Annotated in this window: 15 protein-coding genes; 6 read left to right on the forward strand and 9 right to left on the reverse strand. The window is 58.3% G+C overall.

Annotated features, from left to right (window positions below):
* Positions 1–118: 118 nt before the first annotated feature.
* Together mrdA and ACXKZG_RS03805 are read right to left on the reverse strand one after the other, a co-directional pair.
* Positions 119–2,014, reverse strand: a complete 1,896-nt coding sequence (mrdA, locus tag ACXKZG_RS03800) for a penicillin-binding protein 2 (RefSeq protein WP_013203774.1) — start codon at positions 2,012–2,014, stop codon at positions 119–121.
* A 167-nt stretch (positions 2,015–2,181) separates the two neighbouring features.
* Positions 2,182–2,694 (reverse strand): SRPBCC domain-containing protein, encoded by a 513-nt coding sequence (locus ACXKZG_RS03805; RefSeq protein WP_488875724.1) that lies wholly within the window; start codon positions 2,692–2,694, stop codon positions 2,182–2,184.
* A gap of 136 nt (positions 2,695–2,830) precedes the next feature.
* Here ACXKZG_RS03805 and ACXKZG_RS03810 point away from each other — a divergent pair, with 136 nt between their 5' ends.
* A complete protein-coding gene (locus ACXKZG_RS03810) occupies positions 2,831–3,724 on the forward strand; it encodes a LysR family transcriptional regulator (RefSeq protein ID WP_488875725.1) in 894 nt (297 codons plus the stop codon).
* A 115-nt stretch (positions 3,725–3,839) separates the two neighbouring features.
* Here ACXKZG_RS03810 and ACXKZG_RS03815 read toward each other — a convergent pair whose 3' ends face one another.
* The 3 genes from ACXKZG_RS03815 to ACXKZG_RS03825 are packed head-to-tail and all read right to left on the reverse strand — an operon-like array spanning position 3,840 to position 6,771.
* Positions 3,840–4,790 (reverse strand): aliphatic sulfonate ABC transporter substrate-binding protein, encoded by a 951-nt coding sequence (locus ACXKZG_RS03815; protein ID WP_488875726.1) that lies wholly within the window; start codon positions 4,788–4,790, stop codon positions 3,840–3,842.
* A complete protein-coding gene (locus ACXKZG_RS03820) occupies positions 4,787–5,641 on the reverse strand; it encodes an ABC transporter substrate-binding protein (RefSeq protein ID WP_488875727.1) in 855 nt (284 codons plus the stop codon). Before ACXKZG_RS03820 ends, ACXKZG_RS03815 begins: the two co-directional genes overlap by 4 nt.
* Positions 5,638–6,771, reverse strand: coding sequence for an LLM class flavin-dependent oxidoreductase (locus tag ACXKZG_RS03825; RefSeq protein WP_013203769.1), 1,134 nt, complete (start codon positions 6,769–6,771; stop codon positions 5,638–5,640). The genes ACXKZG_RS03820 and ACXKZG_RS03825 overlap by 4 nt, the downstream gene beginning before the upstream one ends.
* 211 nt (positions 6,772–6,982) lie before the next feature.
* On the opposite strand from ACXKZG_RS03825, the gene ACXKZG_RS03830 reads away from it, so the two are divergent.
* The gene (locus ACXKZG_RS03830; protein WP_134822722.1) at positions 6,983–8,083 is read left to right on the forward strand and encodes an NADH:flavin oxidoreductase/NADH oxidase; all 1,101 of its coding nucleotides are present in this window, start codon (positions 6,983–6,985) and stop codon (positions 8,081–8,083) included.
* A 95-nt stretch (positions 8,084–8,178) separates the two neighbouring features.
* Here the strand turns inward: ACXKZG_RS03830 and ACXKZG_RS03835 are convergent, their stop codons facing one another.
* The 3 genes from ACXKZG_RS03835 to ACXKZG_RS03845 all read right to left on the reverse strand — a co-directional run bounded on the left by ACXKZG_RS03835 (position 8,179) and on the right by ACXKZG_RS03845 (position 10,367).
* The gene (locus ACXKZG_RS03835; RefSeq protein WP_134822721.1) at positions 8,179–8,442 is read right to left on the reverse strand and encodes a hypothetical protein; all 264 of its coding nucleotides are present in this window, start codon (positions 8,440–8,442) and stop codon (positions 8,179–8,181) included.
* A 558-nt stretch (positions 8,443–9,000) separates the two neighbouring features.
* Positions 9,001–9,342: a hypothetical protein gene (locus ACXKZG_RS03840; RefSeq protein WP_134822720.1), complete on the reverse strand. Its 342-nt coding sequence runs from the start codon at positions 9,340–9,342 to the stop codon at positions 9,001–9,003.
* Positions 9,343–9,446: 104 nt separating this feature from the next.
* Complete coding sequence (locus tag ACXKZG_RS03845; protein WP_134822719.1) at positions 9,447–10,367, reverse strand: DMT family transporter; 921 nt, start codon at positions 10,365–10,367, stop codon at positions 9,447–9,449.
* 259 nt (positions 10,368–10,626) lie between these two features.
* Between ACXKZG_RS03845 and ACXKZG_RS03850 the strand changes: the two genes are divergently transcribed.
* The 3 genes from ACXKZG_RS03850 to ACXKZG_RS03860 are packed head-to-tail and all read left to right on the forward strand — an operon-like array spanning position 10,627 to position 13,163.
* Entirely contained in the window at positions 10,627–11,466 is an 840-nt protein-coding gene (locus ACXKZG_RS03850) for an ABC transporter substrate-binding protein (RefSeq protein ID WP_013203764.1), read from the forward strand.
* 9 nt (positions 11,467–11,475) lie between these two features.
* Positions 11,476–12,180 (forward strand): 5-oxoprolinase subunit PxpB, encoded by a 705-nt coding sequence (gene pxpB / locus ACXKZG_RS03855; RefSeq protein ID WP_488876220.1) that lies wholly within the window; start codon positions 11,476–11,478, stop codon positions 12,178–12,180.
* Complete coding sequence (locus ACXKZG_RS03860; protein ID WP_488875728.1) at positions 12,177–13,163, forward strand: 5-oxoprolinase subunit C family protein; 987 nt, start codon at positions 12,177–12,179, stop codon at positions 13,161–13,163. The genes pxpB and ACXKZG_RS03860 overlap by 4 nt, the downstream gene beginning before the upstream one ends.
* A gap of 59 nt (positions 13,164–13,222) precedes the next feature.
* Here the strand turns inward: ACXKZG_RS03860 and ACXKZG_RS03865 are convergent, their stop codons facing one another.
* The gene (locus tag ACXKZG_RS03865; protein ID WP_151036591.1) at positions 13,223–14,425 is read right to left on the reverse strand and encodes a pyridoxal phosphate-dependent aminotransferase; all 1,203 of its coding nucleotides are present in this window, start codon (positions 14,423–14,425) and stop codon (positions 13,223–13,225) included.
* Between the two features lie 353 nt (positions 14,426–14,778).
* On the opposite strand from ACXKZG_RS03865, the gene nac reads away from it, so the two are divergent.
* A complete protein-coding gene (gene nac, locus ACXKZG_RS03870; RefSeq protein ID WP_013203760.1) occupies positions 14,779–15,702 on the forward strand; it encodes a nitrogen assimilation transcriptional regulator NAC in 924 nt (307 codons plus the stop codon).
* The last annotated feature ends 83 nt before the right edge of the window (positions 15,703–15,785 follow it).

The following is a 15,785-nucleotide window of genomic DNA, read 5'->3' on the forward strand; positions in this document are numbered from 1 at the left end:
TCGTTTATCGGCAAGGGGTAACACCTTCTTTAACGAAGAATTTATGTCTGAATGTTTTCTGGAAACTACCGGAATATATCGCCCCACCAGCAAACGCGCTGGCAGGGCAGTAAACGGCTTATTGGGCGGTAAAGTTGCTGGTCGGATCGGCGGTGACCGGCATCGGGGCCACGTCTGGTGGCAGGAAGATGTGGTCGAGAATATTCCTCGCCAGCGGCGCGGCGGTGACGCCGTTGATGCCACCGTTCTCGAGGATGATCGCCATCGACACTTTCGGGTCGTTGAACGGCGCAAAGGCGGTATAGAAGATATGGTCGCGCAGACGGATCGGGATCATCTTGGCGTTATACACCTGGTTTTGCCGCAGGCCGAACACCTGCGAGGTCCCACTCTTCGCCGCAATGCCGTAGGGCGCGGTGTGGAAGTATTTATAGCCGGTGCCGTTGGGCGCATTGGCCATGCCGAACATGGCATGGCGCACCAGGCTCCAGTAAGGCGATTTGGCATCGCCAATCTGCTGTTCCGGCAACGTCTGTTTCCACGGGGTGATGCTCTTGCCCTGTTTGGCTTCATACAGCAGGTGCGGCTGGATCACCCGACCGTTGTTGATCAGCGTATCCAGCGCTTTCACCATCTGGATCGGCGTGGCAATCCAGTAACCCTGGCCGATGCCGACCGCGACGGTATCACCCTGATACCAGCCCTTTTTATGCACCTTCTGCTTCCACTCGCGGCTTGGCAGCAGGCCGTTGTACTCTTCATTCAGATCGATGCCGCTCGGTTTGCCGTAGCCGAACTGGCTGAGCATGGTGTGAATGCGGTCGATGCCCATCATAAAGGCCACCTGATAGAAGAAGGTATCCGCCGACTCTTCGATGGCGCGGGTGACATCCAGCGTGCCGTGGCCGCTTTTTTTCCAGTCGCGATACTTACGATCGGTGCCCGGCAGCGTCCAGGTCGGTGCGCCGAAGAAGGTGGTTTGCGGCGTAATGACGTGGGTCAGCAGCGCGGACATCGCCATATACGGTTTTACCGTTGACGCAGGTGGATACAAACCTTGCGTCACGCGGTTAATCAGCGGCAGGTCTTTGTTCGCCAACAGTTCTTTATAGGCTTTGTAGCTGATGCCCTTCACAAAGGGATTGGGATCGTAGCTCGGGCTGGAAACCATCGCCAGCACCTGGCCATCTTTCGGGTTCTCGATCAGCACCGCCGCACGCTGACCGACCAGCTGCGTTTCGACATACTGCTGAAGATGCAGGTCCAGCGTTAAGTAGAGGTTTTTACCCGCTACCGGCGGCACTTCTTTCAGCACGCGGATCACCCGACCGTGGTTATCCACCTCCACTTCCTGATAACCGGTTTTTCCGTGCAGCACCGACTCATAATAGCCTTCGATACCCTGCTTACCGATGTTGTGGTCGGCGGCATAGTTCTCGCCAACCCCTTCTTTATCAAGACGTTTGTAATCGTTGTCGTTTATTTTCGACACGTAGCCGATTACGTGCGCCAGGTCCGGCCCATAGGGATACTGTCGGTCTTCGTAGCTGCTGACGTTAACGCCGGTAAAGCGGTACTGGTTCACCGAGAAGCGGGCGACTTCTTCATCAGACAGCTCGGTTTTCAGCACCACCGGTTTATAACGGCTACCGGCATGCAGCGCGCGGGTAAAGGTATCGATATCGTCAGGCGACAGGTCGACAATCGGCGTCAGTTCGGTCAGCAGCGCCTTCATGTCCTGGATTTTATAGGGAATGATTTCAATGTCATGCCAGGTGACGTTTCTGACCAGCGGGATGCCATTGCGATCGAAAATGATCCCTCGCGTCGGGGCGATAGGGATCATTTTGATGTCATTTTGATTGGAGCGGGTCTGGTAATACTGATTCTGCTCAATTTGCAGGTGGTACAGATTCACCACCAGCGTAATAAACCCTGCCACTACTATCCCAAAGGCGACTAAGGCCCTGCGAACAAAAAGCTTTTCTTCTTCTTCAAAATTTCTGAATTTCATTAACCGGCAATCGCATTATTTTTAGTCGTTTTCTGGTCTCATGATAGAGATTACCGGCCAAATCACGACACGAAAGATGCATATGCGGGCACTAAAGTGTGACATTTGTTGAAGATGTTACAGAAAAGACATCTTAGCTAAGGCAAACTTTAGCGCCATGTTGCTGTTTATTGGGCTTTTTGCGCGGCTGATGCCAGTCCGTCGATCCATTCCTGATGCGCATTCAGCATCGGGTTAGGGCGGGTTTGCGCCAGTTCCTGCGCGGGTTTCCCGATCTGCGTTTCCTGGGTCAGGATGCGCACGCGGTTGCCCGGCAGATCCTCAAACAGCCAGGCATGATGCACATCCAGACGCGAATCCGTGTCGCCTTCCACCCAGCCATGCCACGCAATGCGCGCCGCTTCACCGGCCACCGGCGGCACGTATTCCGTCACTTCCGCTTCAACCGGGAAGCCAAAGGTGGTGAAGCGAAAGCGTGCGCCGGCGCGCAATTCCGGGCCAGAGGCATCGTGAAAACGGATATCATCGGCATTGCTGTAATAACTGGCCCACAGCGCGGTGTTATTCAACTGCGCCCAGACCTGAGCCGAAGTAATGCCGGCGACGATGATTTCATTGGAGACGCTGTTATCGGTGGTGCCTGGCAGATAGCCTTCAGGCCAGATGATGGCGTTAAGCATGGGAATTCCTGTGTTCAGTGGTGAGAGAGTCACCCGCTGGCGGCGCAACGTTTCTGCCTGCAGCGAGTGGATAACCCACAGCATGCGTGTCAGACTGACATAAATCTAATCACCGTTTTTTATTTTGGTTATCACCATGGCTGATATCAGAACGCTGGATCTGAACCTGTTAAAAGCGTTCTCCGCCCTGCTGGAGGAGCGCAACGTCACCCGTGCCGCCCGTCGTCTGTCGCTGACGCAACCGGCGGTCAGCGGCATGCTGGCACGACTGCGCGAGAGCTTTAACGATCCGCTGTTTGTCCGCGCGCCGCACGGCATCGTGCCGACGCCGCGTGCGCTGGAACTGGCGGAGCCGGTGGCAAAAATCCTGCGGGATATCGACGGGATGCTGCAGCCCGCGGCATTCGATCCTGCGCAAAGCGAGATGCAGCTGACGATCGCCTCGACGGACTATGCGCTGCGGGCGGTGGTGGTGCCGTTTCTCGCCCGGTTGCGCACGCTGGCGCCTGGGCTACAGATCGCCGTCAGGCCGGTGGAAAACCGCCAGTTGCAGCAGCAGCTTGAACGCGGGGAAATCGATCTGGCTATCGTCACGCCGGAGAGCACGCCGCCAGAGCTGCACGCGCGTCGGCTGTTCGATGAAGAGTATGTCTGTATGCTGCGGGAGGGACATCCGGCGGCGGCGAAAAAGCTGACCTTAACGCGCTTTTGCGCGCTGGATCATGCGCTGGTTTCCTACGAAGGCGAGATGTTTTCCGGCGTGACCGACAGTGCGTTGCTGGCGTTGGGGCTGAAGCGCAAGGTGACGCTGTCGGTCACCAGTTTTCTGGTGCTGCCGGAAATCCTGCGCGACAGCGATCTGATTGCGGTGGTGCCAAAACGGCTGGCGGTGAATACCCACGGGCTGACGCTGCTGGCGCCGCCGCTGGCGATCCCCGGTTTTACCAAAACCGTCGCCTGGCATGAACGCACCCATACGTCGGCCGGGCATCGCTGGATACGGCAGCGGCTGTTCGACACCTTCTCCTGAGTGGGACTGGCGCAGGCCGAAAACCCGCATTCTGCATGGCAAAGTCCGGCGCCATCCCTGGCACCCTCCATTGCTGGCATAACTACGGCGTCAACATCACCACAGGCTGCCAAAATTACGGCGTCAGCGTCACCACATGCTGGCGAATATCCGGGCGGCTTTTGATCAAGCCCTGCTGCTGATACCAGTCGGCAATGTGTTCAATATGCGCGATTGCCGCGTCATCAACCGGCGTCACCGGGACGGTGTTAACGTGGCCTAACTGCGCGGCCAGCGCCTCGCCCATTTGCCCCATCTGCGCTGCCCAGATTTTCCCGGCCTCCAGCGGATGCGCTTTGGCCCAGCTGTTCTCCTGCTGCAACACCTGATACACCCACTTCAGCACGTCAGGATGCGCCTGATAAAACGCGTCGCTGACAAAATAGCCGGCGGCATTCTCCGAGCCCAGCTGTTTGCCATTGCTTAACAGCCGCGCATCGTAGCTCTGCCGCGCCAATGACAGGAACGGATCCCAGATGGCCCAGGCATCGACATGGCCGCCGACAAAAGCGGTGCCGGTATCCGACGGGCTGAGATAGACCTTCTGCACGGCGTTTTCCGGGATGCCGGCGCTGCTTAGCGCGCGTGAAAGCAGGTATTCGCCGGTGCCGCCTTTGTTGACCGCCACCTTTTTGCCGCGCAAATCATTCAGTGAATGGATCTCGCTGCTGTTGCGCACCACCAGGCCTTCACCGTCGGCAGGCATCGCCTGATAGGCAAAGAAACGCAGCGGCGAGCCGGCGGCAATGGCGGTCACAAAGGCGGTGGAGCTGCCGGTGGTCATGTCGATAGCCCCGGCATTCAGCGCTTCATACGCCGGTGCAGCGGCGGTAAACGGACCGGCCCACACCACCTTGACCTGATGTGCCGCCAGCGCTTTTTCCAGCGTGCCTTTCTCTTTGGCTAACGCCAGATCGGTCGGCCCGCGCAAAAATCCAATGCGCAGGGTGATTGACTCTGCCGCCTGTACCGCGCCTGTGCACAGCAACAGCGCGCTGAGGGCCGCGCTTTTTATCCAACGGGTCATGCTTTTCTCCTGGGAAACACCGATACGGCAGCGGGAATAAAGCCCACCGCAAAAAGGTCATCAGCCTGCTGCTGCTGTTCGCTAAGCAAGGCGTCACTGGCCGGGATGATCCCCCATGGCCGGGCGCGCAGGGTCTGCTGCCATTCGGCCGGGCAGATCGCCGGGTTAAGCTGCTGATTGAGGATCTGCGCCGCCGGGATCGGATTCTGCTCAATCCAGCGATCGTTGTGCGCCAGCTGTTCAACCACCCAGCGGGCCGCGTCGGGATGCGCCTGCTGCCAGGCGCGGCGCGTCCAGAACAACGAGCGGTTAACGATCTGACTGCCGACTGACATCCGGGCTTCTGTCGACGGGTGAGTCAGCGCCCGCGCCAGCCACGGATCCACCGCCAGCCAGCCATCAATTTCACCCGCCAGCAGCGCGTGCAGTGCCGCGTCGCCCTGAATATCCACCAGCGTCACGTCCTTGCGGCTCAGGCCCTGTTGATGCAGCAGGCGCGCCAGAAAATGATCGGTAAAGGAGCCCGGCATGCCCGACAGACGCGTGTTGGCCAGCGACGTCAGCGGGTTGCCCTTCAGCGCCAGCAAGGCGCAGTTGTTATCACGTGGCGGTGAGGCCGCAAGATAGGCGACGTCCAGCCCGCCCGCCTCTGCGGTTATCGGCGGCGTGGAGCCGGTGCCGACAATATCGACCCGATCTTCCGCCAGCCACTCACCGCTGCGCGCGCCCTGCGGATAATCAAACCAGTCGATCTGCCAGTCGCGTTCGGCGGCCAGCGGTTCAATCACTCCACGATGGCGCAGAATAAACAGCGAGAGATTGTTGGGGTGGCTGCCCAGACGAATTTTCATCGCGGCTTTTCCTCCGGGTCCAGCGGACGGTCCCACAGATTGCCCCAGGTAAAGCTGTTGTCCGGCTGCTGTTCGCTTTGGCTGAGGTTAAGACGCGGCATCACCAGCTCGCTAAACCGGTAGGCCTCTTCCAGCAGCGGGAAGCCGGAAAGGATAAACACCTCAACCCCGGCGTCCTGATAGGCGCGCAGCGTGCGTTCAACGGTTTCCGGGCTGCCAACAATCGCCGTGCCCGGACCCGGACGGACCAGGCCGATACCCGCCCACAGGCCAGGATAGATTTCGAGTTCACGCGGATCGGCCGGTTTCTGGTCATTATGCAGCGCGCTCATCCGCGACTGGCCGACCGAATCGGAACCGTTGGCAAGTTGCTGACGGGCGGCGATCGCCTTGTCATCCATGGTGGCGTACAGCGCATCTACGGCCTGCCAGGCGAGTTCATCGGTCTCGCGCACGATCACGTACAGCCGAATGCCGTAGCGTAGCTGGCGGTGATGCTTTTCGGCTTTGGCCTTCACCTGCGCGATTTTTTCAGCGGCCTGCGGCGGCGTTTCGCCCCACGACAGATAGGTATCGATATGCTTAGCCGCCACTTCCTGCGCGGATTCGGAGGAGCCACCAAACCACAATGGCGGTGGCGGATAGCCGCCGTTGCTCAGCGCCAGTTTGGCGTTTTCAACGTCGAGATGTTCCCCTTTGAAATTAACGCTTTCCTCATTGAGCAGCGGACGCAACACCTGCAAAAACTCATCGCTCAGCGCATAGCGGGCATCATGATCCAGATGCATGCCATAGGCGCTCAGGGTGTTTTTATCGCCGCTGACCACGTTCAGCAGCACCCGACCTTTCGAGAACTGGTTAAAGGTGACGGCCATCTTGGCCAGCAGCGTCGGCGAAATCAGTCCCGGCTGGATGGCAATCAGGAACTTCATCCGCTCGGTATAGGGGATCAGCGATGCGCCAAGGATCCACGGATCGTGCGCGCCGGTCGCCAGCAGCGCGCCGGTAAAACCGAGGTGATCGACCGCGCGGGCAAGCTGTTGGAAGTAAGCATAATTAACCTGACGGCTGCCGGAGGCCGTCCAGGGTTGGTGACCGTCTGGTGCGGTTAAATACCAATAAATTTCCATGGTGTGTCTCAAAATTGACCAATAAGGGTCAACAGAATTAACCAAGGGGAAGGGCAGAGGAAATGCGAATAAAGACCAAGCATTGCCGGAAAAAGGGATTGGTTACCGCGCGCAACGCCGCCGATGGCATTTGGTGCTACAGGTCGCAGTGCCATTGGGCGTTATGGTATCCCGCTATTTTCTGAATTTGTTTTCGACTACTGAGGTTTCTATGCCAGGGCTATTTTCCCCGTTTGAATTGAAAGACGTAACGTTACGTAACCGTATTGCCGTGCCGCCAATGTGCCAGTACAGCGCTGTTGATGGCGTCAGTAATGACTGGCACCGCGTGCACTACAACAGCCTGGCGCGCGGTGGTGCGGGGCTGGTGATTGTGGAAGCCACGGCCGTTTCGCCAGAAGGTCGCATCACCCCGGGCTGTTTAGGTCTGTGGAATGACGAGCAGGCGGAAAAGCTGGCGCAGATTGCCCGCGAAATCAAAGCGGCCGGTGCCATCCCTGGCATCCAGATTGGTCATGCCGGACGTAAAGCCAGCGCCAACCTGCCGTGGGAAGGTGACGATCATATCGTTAAAACCGATCCGCGCAGCTGGGAGACCCTTTCCCCGTCCGCCGTGGCCTTTGGCAGCAACCTGCCGCAGGTCCCGCAGGAAATGACGCTGGCCGATATTGCCCGCGTGCGCAACGACTTTGCCGACGCCACCCGCCGCGCGCGTGAGGCCGGTTTTGAATGGCTGGAGCTGCATTTTGCCCATGGCTATCTGGCGCAGAGCTTCTTCTCGGTTCACGCCAACCAGCGTCAGGATCAGTACGGCGGCAATGCCGAAAATCGCGGGCGCTTCCTGCTGGAAACGCTGGATGCCGTGCGTCACCAGTGGCCGGAAAATCTGCCGCTGACCGCCCGTTTCGGCGTGATTGAGTACGATGGCCGCGATGAAGAGACGCTGAGCGAAGCCATCGACCTGACCAAAAAGTTCCGCGCTAACGGCCTGGATCTGCTGAGCGTCAGCGTCGGCTTCTCCACGCCGGACTCAAACATTCCGTGGGGACCGGCTTTCCTGGCCCCGGTTGCGGCCCGCGTGAAGCGCGAAGCGAACATTGCCGTGGCGTCCGCCTGGGGCATTGACGCGCCGCTTATTGCCAATCAAACCATTGAGAAAGGCGAGCTGGATCTGGTGATGGTCGGCAAGGCGCATCTGGCCAACCCGAACTGGACGTACCAGGCCGCACGCGACCTGAAGAAAGAGCAGGCGTCCTGGGTGCTGCCCGCACCGTATGCGCACTGGCTGGATCGCTACCGCGTCAGTCAGTAACGCCTTACGGGCAGGCGATTTCCCGCCTGCCCGTGTTCAGACCCAAACCGGTGACATCGCCCTGATGAAACCGGCCCGTACTGACCTTAGGCGCGTTACTTTCCCGAATGTTGCCGGGCGTGCATCTTGTCGGGCAGCGGCTTGTTCGCCTCATTTTGCGGCCGGCAACAGATGAAACAGGCTTTGACCTTCTGCCCTACGCGCATTTTGGCCACGGTCATGGCCTGAGAGGCATCGTACAGGCTGCCAATAAAATGCAGCGTCTCTTTTCTGGGCAGGGAAGGACATCCAGCCCGATGCAGCATGTGAAAATCAGATTTATCTTTTTGCTGTGTCACATAATAATATTCGGCAGGCATTTTATCGCCTCCTTCATAAAAGGGTCTGAATGACATGTGAGTTATTTTTAGTGGCTATTGTTTAACTGACATTCTATATCGCGCAGCCTGCCTGGCCGGATTTTACAGATTATGCCCTGACTGCGTGGTTCAGTCTGGGTAATCATTTCGCCTTATTCTTATTTGGCTTGCTGATATTTCATCCATACTTACAGCGGGCGGTCTGCCGCAACGCATCAGGCGTAAGCTACGGACGTGTGGCGTTAATAAAGAAATTTCCGGTATGGCAGTGGCGGGTTTTTTCTGATTACTGCAAGATGGGGTAACTGAATTACAAGGAATTAACCGCAATGCACGGAGAATAATTACGCCCAGCGGTTATTAATAATTTTTCGCTCTTATTAAATAAATAGCCGGCTTTATCCTGGATGCCCAAAAACATCACTGTTTATGGTTATTGATACTATTCCTGAGACGCGGTATAAATGCAGTAGGACTTTAATACTAATAAATTATATTTATGTCTCTGAAATAAAAATGACAGGCCAGAGAAATTGGCCTGTCATTTTTCATCAACGATTACGGTCTGGCGGCGGGCAGCATCACTGCCAGACAATTATCCAGACCTTTGCGGGTATCAGCCTGCTGTGCCGGGCTCAGCGCGTAGTAGCGCTGGCTGGCACCCTGCGCCGAATGGCGATCGAATTCCACCTTATCAAAGGCATAGGAGGCGTTTTCATTGACGATCACCGTCTGCAACTTCGCCATAAATTCATCCGGGTTTTTCGGCTGGCCGATGTCGTTAATCATCACGCAGGCCGCCGCATAGTAGTGCGGATTCTGTGGGTGGGGCTTCAGCGCGAGGTAAAGACCAATGGCGATAACGACGAGGATCAGGATGGCGAGCAGTTTGGTTTTCATGGCGATCGGTTCTGGCTGTAAAAATTTGCGCAGAGCTTAACGTGTGACCTGGCGCGCTGCCAGTAAAACCTGTGCGCTGAGCGGTAAATGTCGGCACGGCGAACTCAGGTCAGGGTGCGGATCATCATCAGCTTGCGCTTGCGCCTTTCGCTCCAGACGGTGAAGATCCCCGCCGAGGCGACAATCACCGCGCCCACCAGCGTTGACGCGCCCGGCAGGCTGTTAAGAAACAGATAGCCAATCAGCATCGACCACACCAGCGTGGTGTAATCAAACGGCGCCAGCAGCGAGGCGTCGGCATAGCGCAGGCTGAGGGTGACAAGAATTTGCGCCATGCCGCCGAAAAAGCCGCAGCCCACCAACAGCAACAGCTGGGTGCTATCCGGCATCACCCAACCGAAAAACAGCGTCGACAGGCCAATCAGCATGGTCATCAACGAAAAATAAAACACAATCGCGCCGGGTTTTTCAATGCCGTTCAGAAAGCGGATCTGCACCAGCGAAACCGCGGTGCACAGCGCGGCCATCAGCCCTAACAGAATGCCCAAACCGGCGGACAGGTTTAAGGCGTTACCGGCCAGTAACGAGCCGCCGTCGTTCAGATGGGCAGAGAGCATCACCAGAATGCCGGAGAAACCGATGACCACCGCCAGCCAGCGATAGAGCTGAACGGTCTCTTTTAACAGTACCGCCGCCAGAATCACCGTGAACAGCGGCGCGGCGTAGCTGATGGCCGTGGCGTCGGCGAGTGACAGATAGACCAGCGCCATATAATTGAAATACATGCCGCCGGTGCCGGAAAAGCCGCGAATTAAATGGCCGAAGATATTCCGCGTTTTGATTTGCGGCAGAATATTGCCCTGCATTTTCAGCCAGATCAGCAGCGGAAACAGGGCGACGAACGAGCGGAAGAAAATGACTTCACCGGTCGGAATGGTGCCGCTCAGCCCTTTGACGCAGGCCAGCATTAATGTCGCGCAGAGGGCTGACAGTAATTTCAGCAACACACCCAGTTTGGAATTCATCATTACCTTCGCTTTTCATCGTGCAACCCGGTTCCCGCCACGGGGAAGTCCGTTTTACCTTAGAGCGAGCAGGCTATTTTCTGTCATATAAAATGCATATCCCCACACAGGGTTTCCCTCTTATACAAGGCAAAACGCGGCTTATATAGTCGGATCAGGGTGCCGAAAGCCGCCACCGTAAAAACGCTGCCAAACCCATTATTTTTGCTCATTCTGAGCCAGGGGACGAAAGTCATCGCTACCGACCAGGGAATTACTGATGAAACTGAAGCTACTGTCTTGTTCCGTACTTGCACTGCCATTAATGATGGCGTTTTCTTCCGCTAAGGCCGATGCCCTGTCCGATATCCAGGCGCGCGGTCAGCTGAACTGTGCCGTTTACTCAGACGTTCCTCCGTTTTCATCACCGGACCCGAAAACCCGCCAGCTGGTGGGAATGGATGTTGACCTTTGTACCGCGCTGGCACAGCAGATGGGGCTAAAGCTCAACCTGATGCCGACCTCGATTGAAGCCCGTATCGCGGTGATTGCCACCGGCCGTGCCGATGTGTTGATTGCCAACCTGGCGTACACCAAAACGCGCGGCAAGCAGATCCAGTTCAGCGACCCGTACTACGTGGCGAAAGAGATGCTGGTGGTGAAAAAGCCGGACGTCGACAAAACCAAAGCCGACTTTAAAGGTAAGCGCATCAGTGCCACCAAAGGCACCACTTCCGAGCAGTCAATCCATCTGGCGGGCGCCAAAGCGGTAACCTTCCAGGATGCGGCCTCGGCGTTCCTCGCGCTGGAGCAGAATAAAGCCGTTGGCTTTGTCACCAACACCATGACCGGCATCAAGATGATTACCCAGGCCGGCAAAGACGGCATCGAGCTGGGGATGATCAAAGAGCCAATGGCGCTGGAGCCGATTGGCATTGGCATGAAGCAGGGCGAGCCCGCGCTGCTGACCAAAGTGAATACCAGCCTGAAAGCGATGGACGATGACGGCACCATCGACAAAATCTGGGACAAATGGATTGGCCCCAACACCGACTACAAAATGGTGCGCGAAGAGAAGGTGCAGCCGCTGTCCAGCCTGAAATTCGAACCTCTGGAATAATCGATGACGATGCGGTTACGTGAGGCGCCTTCGAGCGCCTCTTTTCATCTGCACGGCCATGGCGACCGGGTGAAGATCTCGACCATCGGCAGCCGTGCGTGGCTGGTGGAAGCGCCGGGTGCCTTTGATTTGCCGGCGCAACGGCGGATCTGGTCGCTGGCGGCCTCGCTCAGCGACCGCCCGGACGTTGACTCGCTGATCCCCGGCGTCACCAATCTGCTGGTGGTGTTTGTGCAAACGCCGACCGATTACGACGCCACGCTGCGGATGCTCAGCGAGCTGTGGGACAAGGCCGAAGCGGTGGATCCTAACGGCAAGCTAATCGAAATTCCGGTGATTTACGGCGGCGAACATGCCACCGATCTTCAGGCCATCTGCCAGCACACCGGCTTAACGGCGGCGGAAGTGGTGCGGCGTCATGCCAACGGCCATTACACGGTATTTGCGCTGGGCAGCGCGCCGGGCTTTGGCTATCTGCACGGCCTCGATCCCACGCTGGCCACGCCACGAAAAAAAGTCCCCTCGCTGCATATGCTGAAAGGCACGGTGACCATCGGCGGCGCGCAGGCGGGCGTCTCCGCGCTGACCGGGCCGAACGGCTGGAACGCGCTGGGGTTTGCGGAGCTTAACGTCTTCGATCCGCTGGCAGAAAATCCTGCGTTAATGGCACCGGGCGACAGCGTGCGCTTTATCCCTGCGAGGATTGAACTGTGATTGAAATGATTAAAACCGGCGCGCTCAATACCGTGCAGGATCTGGGGCGCAACGGCTACCGCCATATTGGCGTCTCGGTCAGCGGCGTGATGGATCCGCTGGCGTTACGGGCGGGCAATATCCTGCTGGGCAATGACGAAAACGCCGCCTGCATTGAGGTGCAGATGTTCCCGTTCCGCGTGCGCTTTCTGACCGATACCAGCATCGTGCTGACCGGCGCAGACTGCCGTGCGCAGCTTGATGGCGTTGACCTGCCGCCGTGGTGGGGATGCGCGGTGCGCGCGGGGCAGGAGCTGGAGTGCCGCTTTCCCCGTCAGGGCGCGCGCAGCTATCTGTGCGTCGCGGGCGGCATTGATGTGCCGCTGGTTATGGGCTCGCGCAGCACCGCGCTGCGTGGCAATTTCGGCGGTCATCAAGGCCGACCGTTGCAGAAGGGCGATCGGCTGCCGCAGGGCGAGACGCTTTCACTGGCGTTGCCGGCCGCCGGAATGGGTATTGAGCCGCCTGCGGTCGCCATGGCGCATGCGTTTCCAACCAGCGCCAGCGGCGTGGTGCAGCTGCGTGCGATTCCTGCCGGAGAATACGCGCTGTTCGCCGCCGATCATGCACGCTTCTGGCAGCAGAGCTGGAAGGTGTCGATGCAGAGCAACCGCACCGGCTATCGTCTGGCGGGCGAACCGATCCTGCCGGACAACGTGGTGGAAATGCGATCTTACGGGCTGGTGCCGGGCATTGTGCAGGTGCCACCGGCGGGCGAACCGATTATTCAGCTCAGTGATGCCAATACCGCCGGAGGCTATCCGAAAGTGGCCGGGATCATTGAAGAGGATTTGTGGCGTCTGGCGCAGGTTCAGCCCGGCAAGTTTATCCAGCTGGTGAAGAGTGATGCGCAGGAAGCGATTCAGGTGGCCGCAGAGATCGCCCGCTGGCTGACGCGCCTGCGCGATTCCTGCCTGCCGATGAAACGCGTCGTCGGACTGTAAGCAACAAAAAAAGCGGGCAACCCCAACAGGTTGCCCGCTTTTTTATTGCTGCTCCGCGCTTAACGCATGCCTTCGCAGAAGGCGGCCAGCCGGTTGCAGCCATCCTGCAGCACGTCCATGCTGGTGGCATATGAGAGGCGGAAATAGGGGCTCATACCGTAGGCGGCACCCTGAACGGTGACCACATGCTGCTCTTCGATCAACGCCAGCACAAAGTCGGCATCGTTGCTGATGGTGCGGCCGCCGGCGGTGGTTTTGCCGATAAATGCGGCGATATTGACGAACAGATAGAACGCGCCCTGCGGCTTATGGCAGCGTAATCCGTCTATGGCGGTCAGACGCTCCAGCACGTAATCACGGCGCTGGCGGTAGATTGCCGCCCGCTCTTTCAGCAGGTCCTGCGGGCCCTCCAGCACCGCCACTGCCGCCGCCTGGGTCAGGGTGGTGACGCCGCCGCTGTTCTGGGTATTGACGTTGCTCATGGCGTTAATCAGCGCCTGCGGGCCGCCGCAGAATCCCAGCCGCCAGCCGGTCATCGAGTAGGCTTTCGAGACGCCATTCACCGTCAGCACACGGTCAAACAGCGCAGGCACCACTTCGGCGAGGGTACAGAAGGTCACGTCGTCGTAGATCAGATGTTCATAGATATCATCGGTCATGATCCAGATCTGCGGATAGCGCAGCATCACCTCGCCGATTGCCTGTAACTCCTGACGGGTGGCGACGGAACCGGTCGGGTTGCTGGGGTAATTGAGCAGCAGCCATTTGGTTTTGTCGGTGATCGCCGCGTCGAGATCGGCCGGATAGGGCTTAAAGCCGTTCTCCTGCGGACAGGCCACCGGCACCGGCGTGCCGCCCGCGAACTTAACGATATCGGCGTAGCTGATCCACGACGGCGACGGGATGATCACCTCGTCGCCGGGATTGATGGTGGCCAGCATGGCGTTAAAGATGATTTGCTTGGCGCCACCGGCGGTGAGGATCTGGCTCAGGGCATAGTGCAGGTGATTATCCCGCTGGAATTTTTTCTGGATGGCGGTGCGCAGCGCGGGCGTGCCGTCGGTCGGCGGATAGCGGGTATCGCCACCCAGCGCGGCGGCATAGGCGGCTTCGATGGCGTGCAGCGGCGTCGGGAAATCAGGTTCGCCGGTCGACAGCGCCACAACATGCACGCCTCCGGCCGCCAGATCGCGGGCTTTCTGGGTCATGGCGACGGACGCAGAGACGGAGACGTTCTTTAAACGGTCGGCAATATCAGGCATGGCGCTTGGATTCCAATAGTAGGGCCAGAACGATCGCCATGCGTGTCGCCTGGCCATCTGGCTGAAAAGGGGAGCGGACCCAAGCAGGGTAATAATGAATGGCGCAGCCAGGCCAATAGCGCTTTGTTGTGGTGACATAACACAAAACAATAATAGCCCGCCGCGCGGCAGCCTTATGCACTGGTATGGTGCGTATCGGCCTGCAGGGCCGAAAATCGGCGCGATGGCCGGAACCCGAACGCGACGCTTCAGGCGGTAACGGTCGGATAAGCCGCACAATTTGTGCATTCAGCCCGTGCCTGGCATCAATTTTGCTTATATCAGACTCTGTTTCGCATTTTGAGGACGCGGTGATGAATCTCCGTCGGCTGAAGTACTTTATTAAAATTGTCGATGTCGGCAGCCTGACCCAGGCGGCTGACATTCTGCATATTGCTCAACCTGCGCTGAGCCAGCAGCTGGCGACGCTGGAAGGGGAAGTTAATCAGCAGCTGTTGATCCGCACCAAGCGCGGCGTGACGCCTACCGAGGCCGGCAAAACGCTGTATGTCCACGCGCAAACCATTCTGCGGCAGTGCGAGCAGGCACAAAGCGCCATCGACGGTTCCGGCCTGGCGCTCTCCGGCAGCGTGTCGGTGGGCCTGGCGCCGGGCACCGCGGCGCAGCAGCTGGCGTTACCGCTGATGGAAGAGGTGCATCGCCAGTTCCCCGGCATCATTCTCTACTTCAATGAAAACTTCGGCACCACACTCAGCGAGCTGATCATGAATGGCCGGATGGATATGGCGGTGATCTACGGCAACCGCGAAATTCACGGGCTGCGCTTTATGCCGCTGATTAAGGAAGACCTCTATTTCGTCTGCCCGCACAGCCTGGCAAAACCAGCGAAAACCGTCAGCCTTGCGGACGTCGCTAACGCCGAACTGTTCCTGCCGCGCATTTATAACATCATGCGCAAGGTGATCGATGAGGCCTTTATTCATCAGGGGCTGGCCTACCGCGTGAAGTGTGAAATCGAGTCGCAGACCACGCTGAATGCCGCACTGGCGGCGGGCCTCGGCTGCACGGTGATGCCGGAATCGGCGGCGCGGGCGATGTTAAAAGCCTCCGATGCGTGGATGGCGAAGATTGAACAGCCGGATATTCAGGTCTCGCTGTCGTTCTGCATGTCCGATCACCTGCCGCTGTCGCAGCCGGCGGAAGCGGTGAAAGGCATTCTGCTGTCGCTGATGGCGAACCGCACGGTGGACAACCGCCCGCTGACGCTGGTGGGGTAATAAGTCTGTCTTATCACCGTAAAGCGAAACGCTCTTACCAGGCGCCGGGATGGCCACGCTACAGTGATCCCACGGTTTAGTCA

The sequence above is a fragment of the Erwinia sp. 2186 genome (assembly GCF_057812255.1).

Excerpts from the sequence above, each read along its gene's own strand:
- ACXKZG_RS03840 (WP_134822720.1), bottom strand. The coding sequence starts at position 9,342 with ATGAAAACCAAACTGCTCGCCATCCTGATCCTCGTCGTTATCGCCATT.
- ACXKZG_RS03845 (WP_134822719.1), bottom strand. The coding sequence starts at position 10,367 with ATGAATTCCAAACTGGGTGTGTTGCTGAAATTACTGTCAGCCCTCTGC.
- ACXKZG_RS03805 (WP_488875724.1), bottom strand. The coding sequence starts at position 2,694 with ATGCTTAACGCCATCATCTGGCCTGAAGGCTATCTGCCAGGCACCACC.
- ACXKZG_RS03830 (WP_134822722.1), top strand. The coding sequence starts at position 6,983 with ATGCCAGGGCTATTTTCCCCGTTTGAATTGAAAGACGTAACGTTACGT.
- nac (WP_013203760.1), top strand. The coding sequence starts at position 14,779 with ATGAATCTCCGTCGGCTGAAGTACTTTATTAAAATTGTCGATGTCGGC.
- ACXKZG_RS03810 (WP_488875725.1), top strand. The coding sequence starts at position 2,831 with ATGGCTGATATCAGAACGCTGGATCTGAACCTGTTAAAAGCGTTCTCC.
- ACXKZG_RS03820 (WP_488875727.1), bottom strand. The coding sequence starts at position 5,641 with ATGAAAATTCGTCTGGGCAGCCACCCCAACAATCTCTCGCTGTTTATT.
- ACXKZG_RS03850 (WP_013203764.1), top strand. The coding sequence starts at position 10,627 with ATGAAACTGAAGCTACTGTCTTGTTCCGTACTTGCACTGCCATTAATG.
- mrdA (WP_013203774.1), bottom strand. The coding sequence starts at position 2,014 with ATGAAATTCAGAAATTTTGAAGAAGAAGAAAAGCTTTTTGTTCGCAGG.
- ACXKZG_RS03825 (WP_013203769.1), bottom strand. The coding sequence starts at position 6,771 with ATGGAAATTTATTGGTATTTAACCGCACCAGACGGTCACCAACCCTGG.
- ACXKZG_RS03865 (WP_151036591.1), bottom strand. The coding sequence starts at position 14,425 with ATGCCTGATATTGCCGACCGTTTAAAGAACGTCTCCGTCTCTGCGTCC.
- ACXKZG_RS03835 (WP_134822721.1), bottom strand. The coding sequence starts at position 8,442 with ATGCCTGCCGAATATTATTATGTGACACAGCAAAAAGATAAATCTGAT.
- pxpB (WP_488876220.1), top strand. The coding sequence starts at position 11,476 with ATGCGGTTACGTGAGGCGCCTTCGAGCGCCTCTTTTCATCTGCACGGC.
- ACXKZG_RS03815 (WP_488875726.1), bottom strand. The coding sequence starts at position 4,790 with ATGACCCGTTGGATAAAAAGCGCGGCCCTCAGCGCGCTGTTGCTGTGC.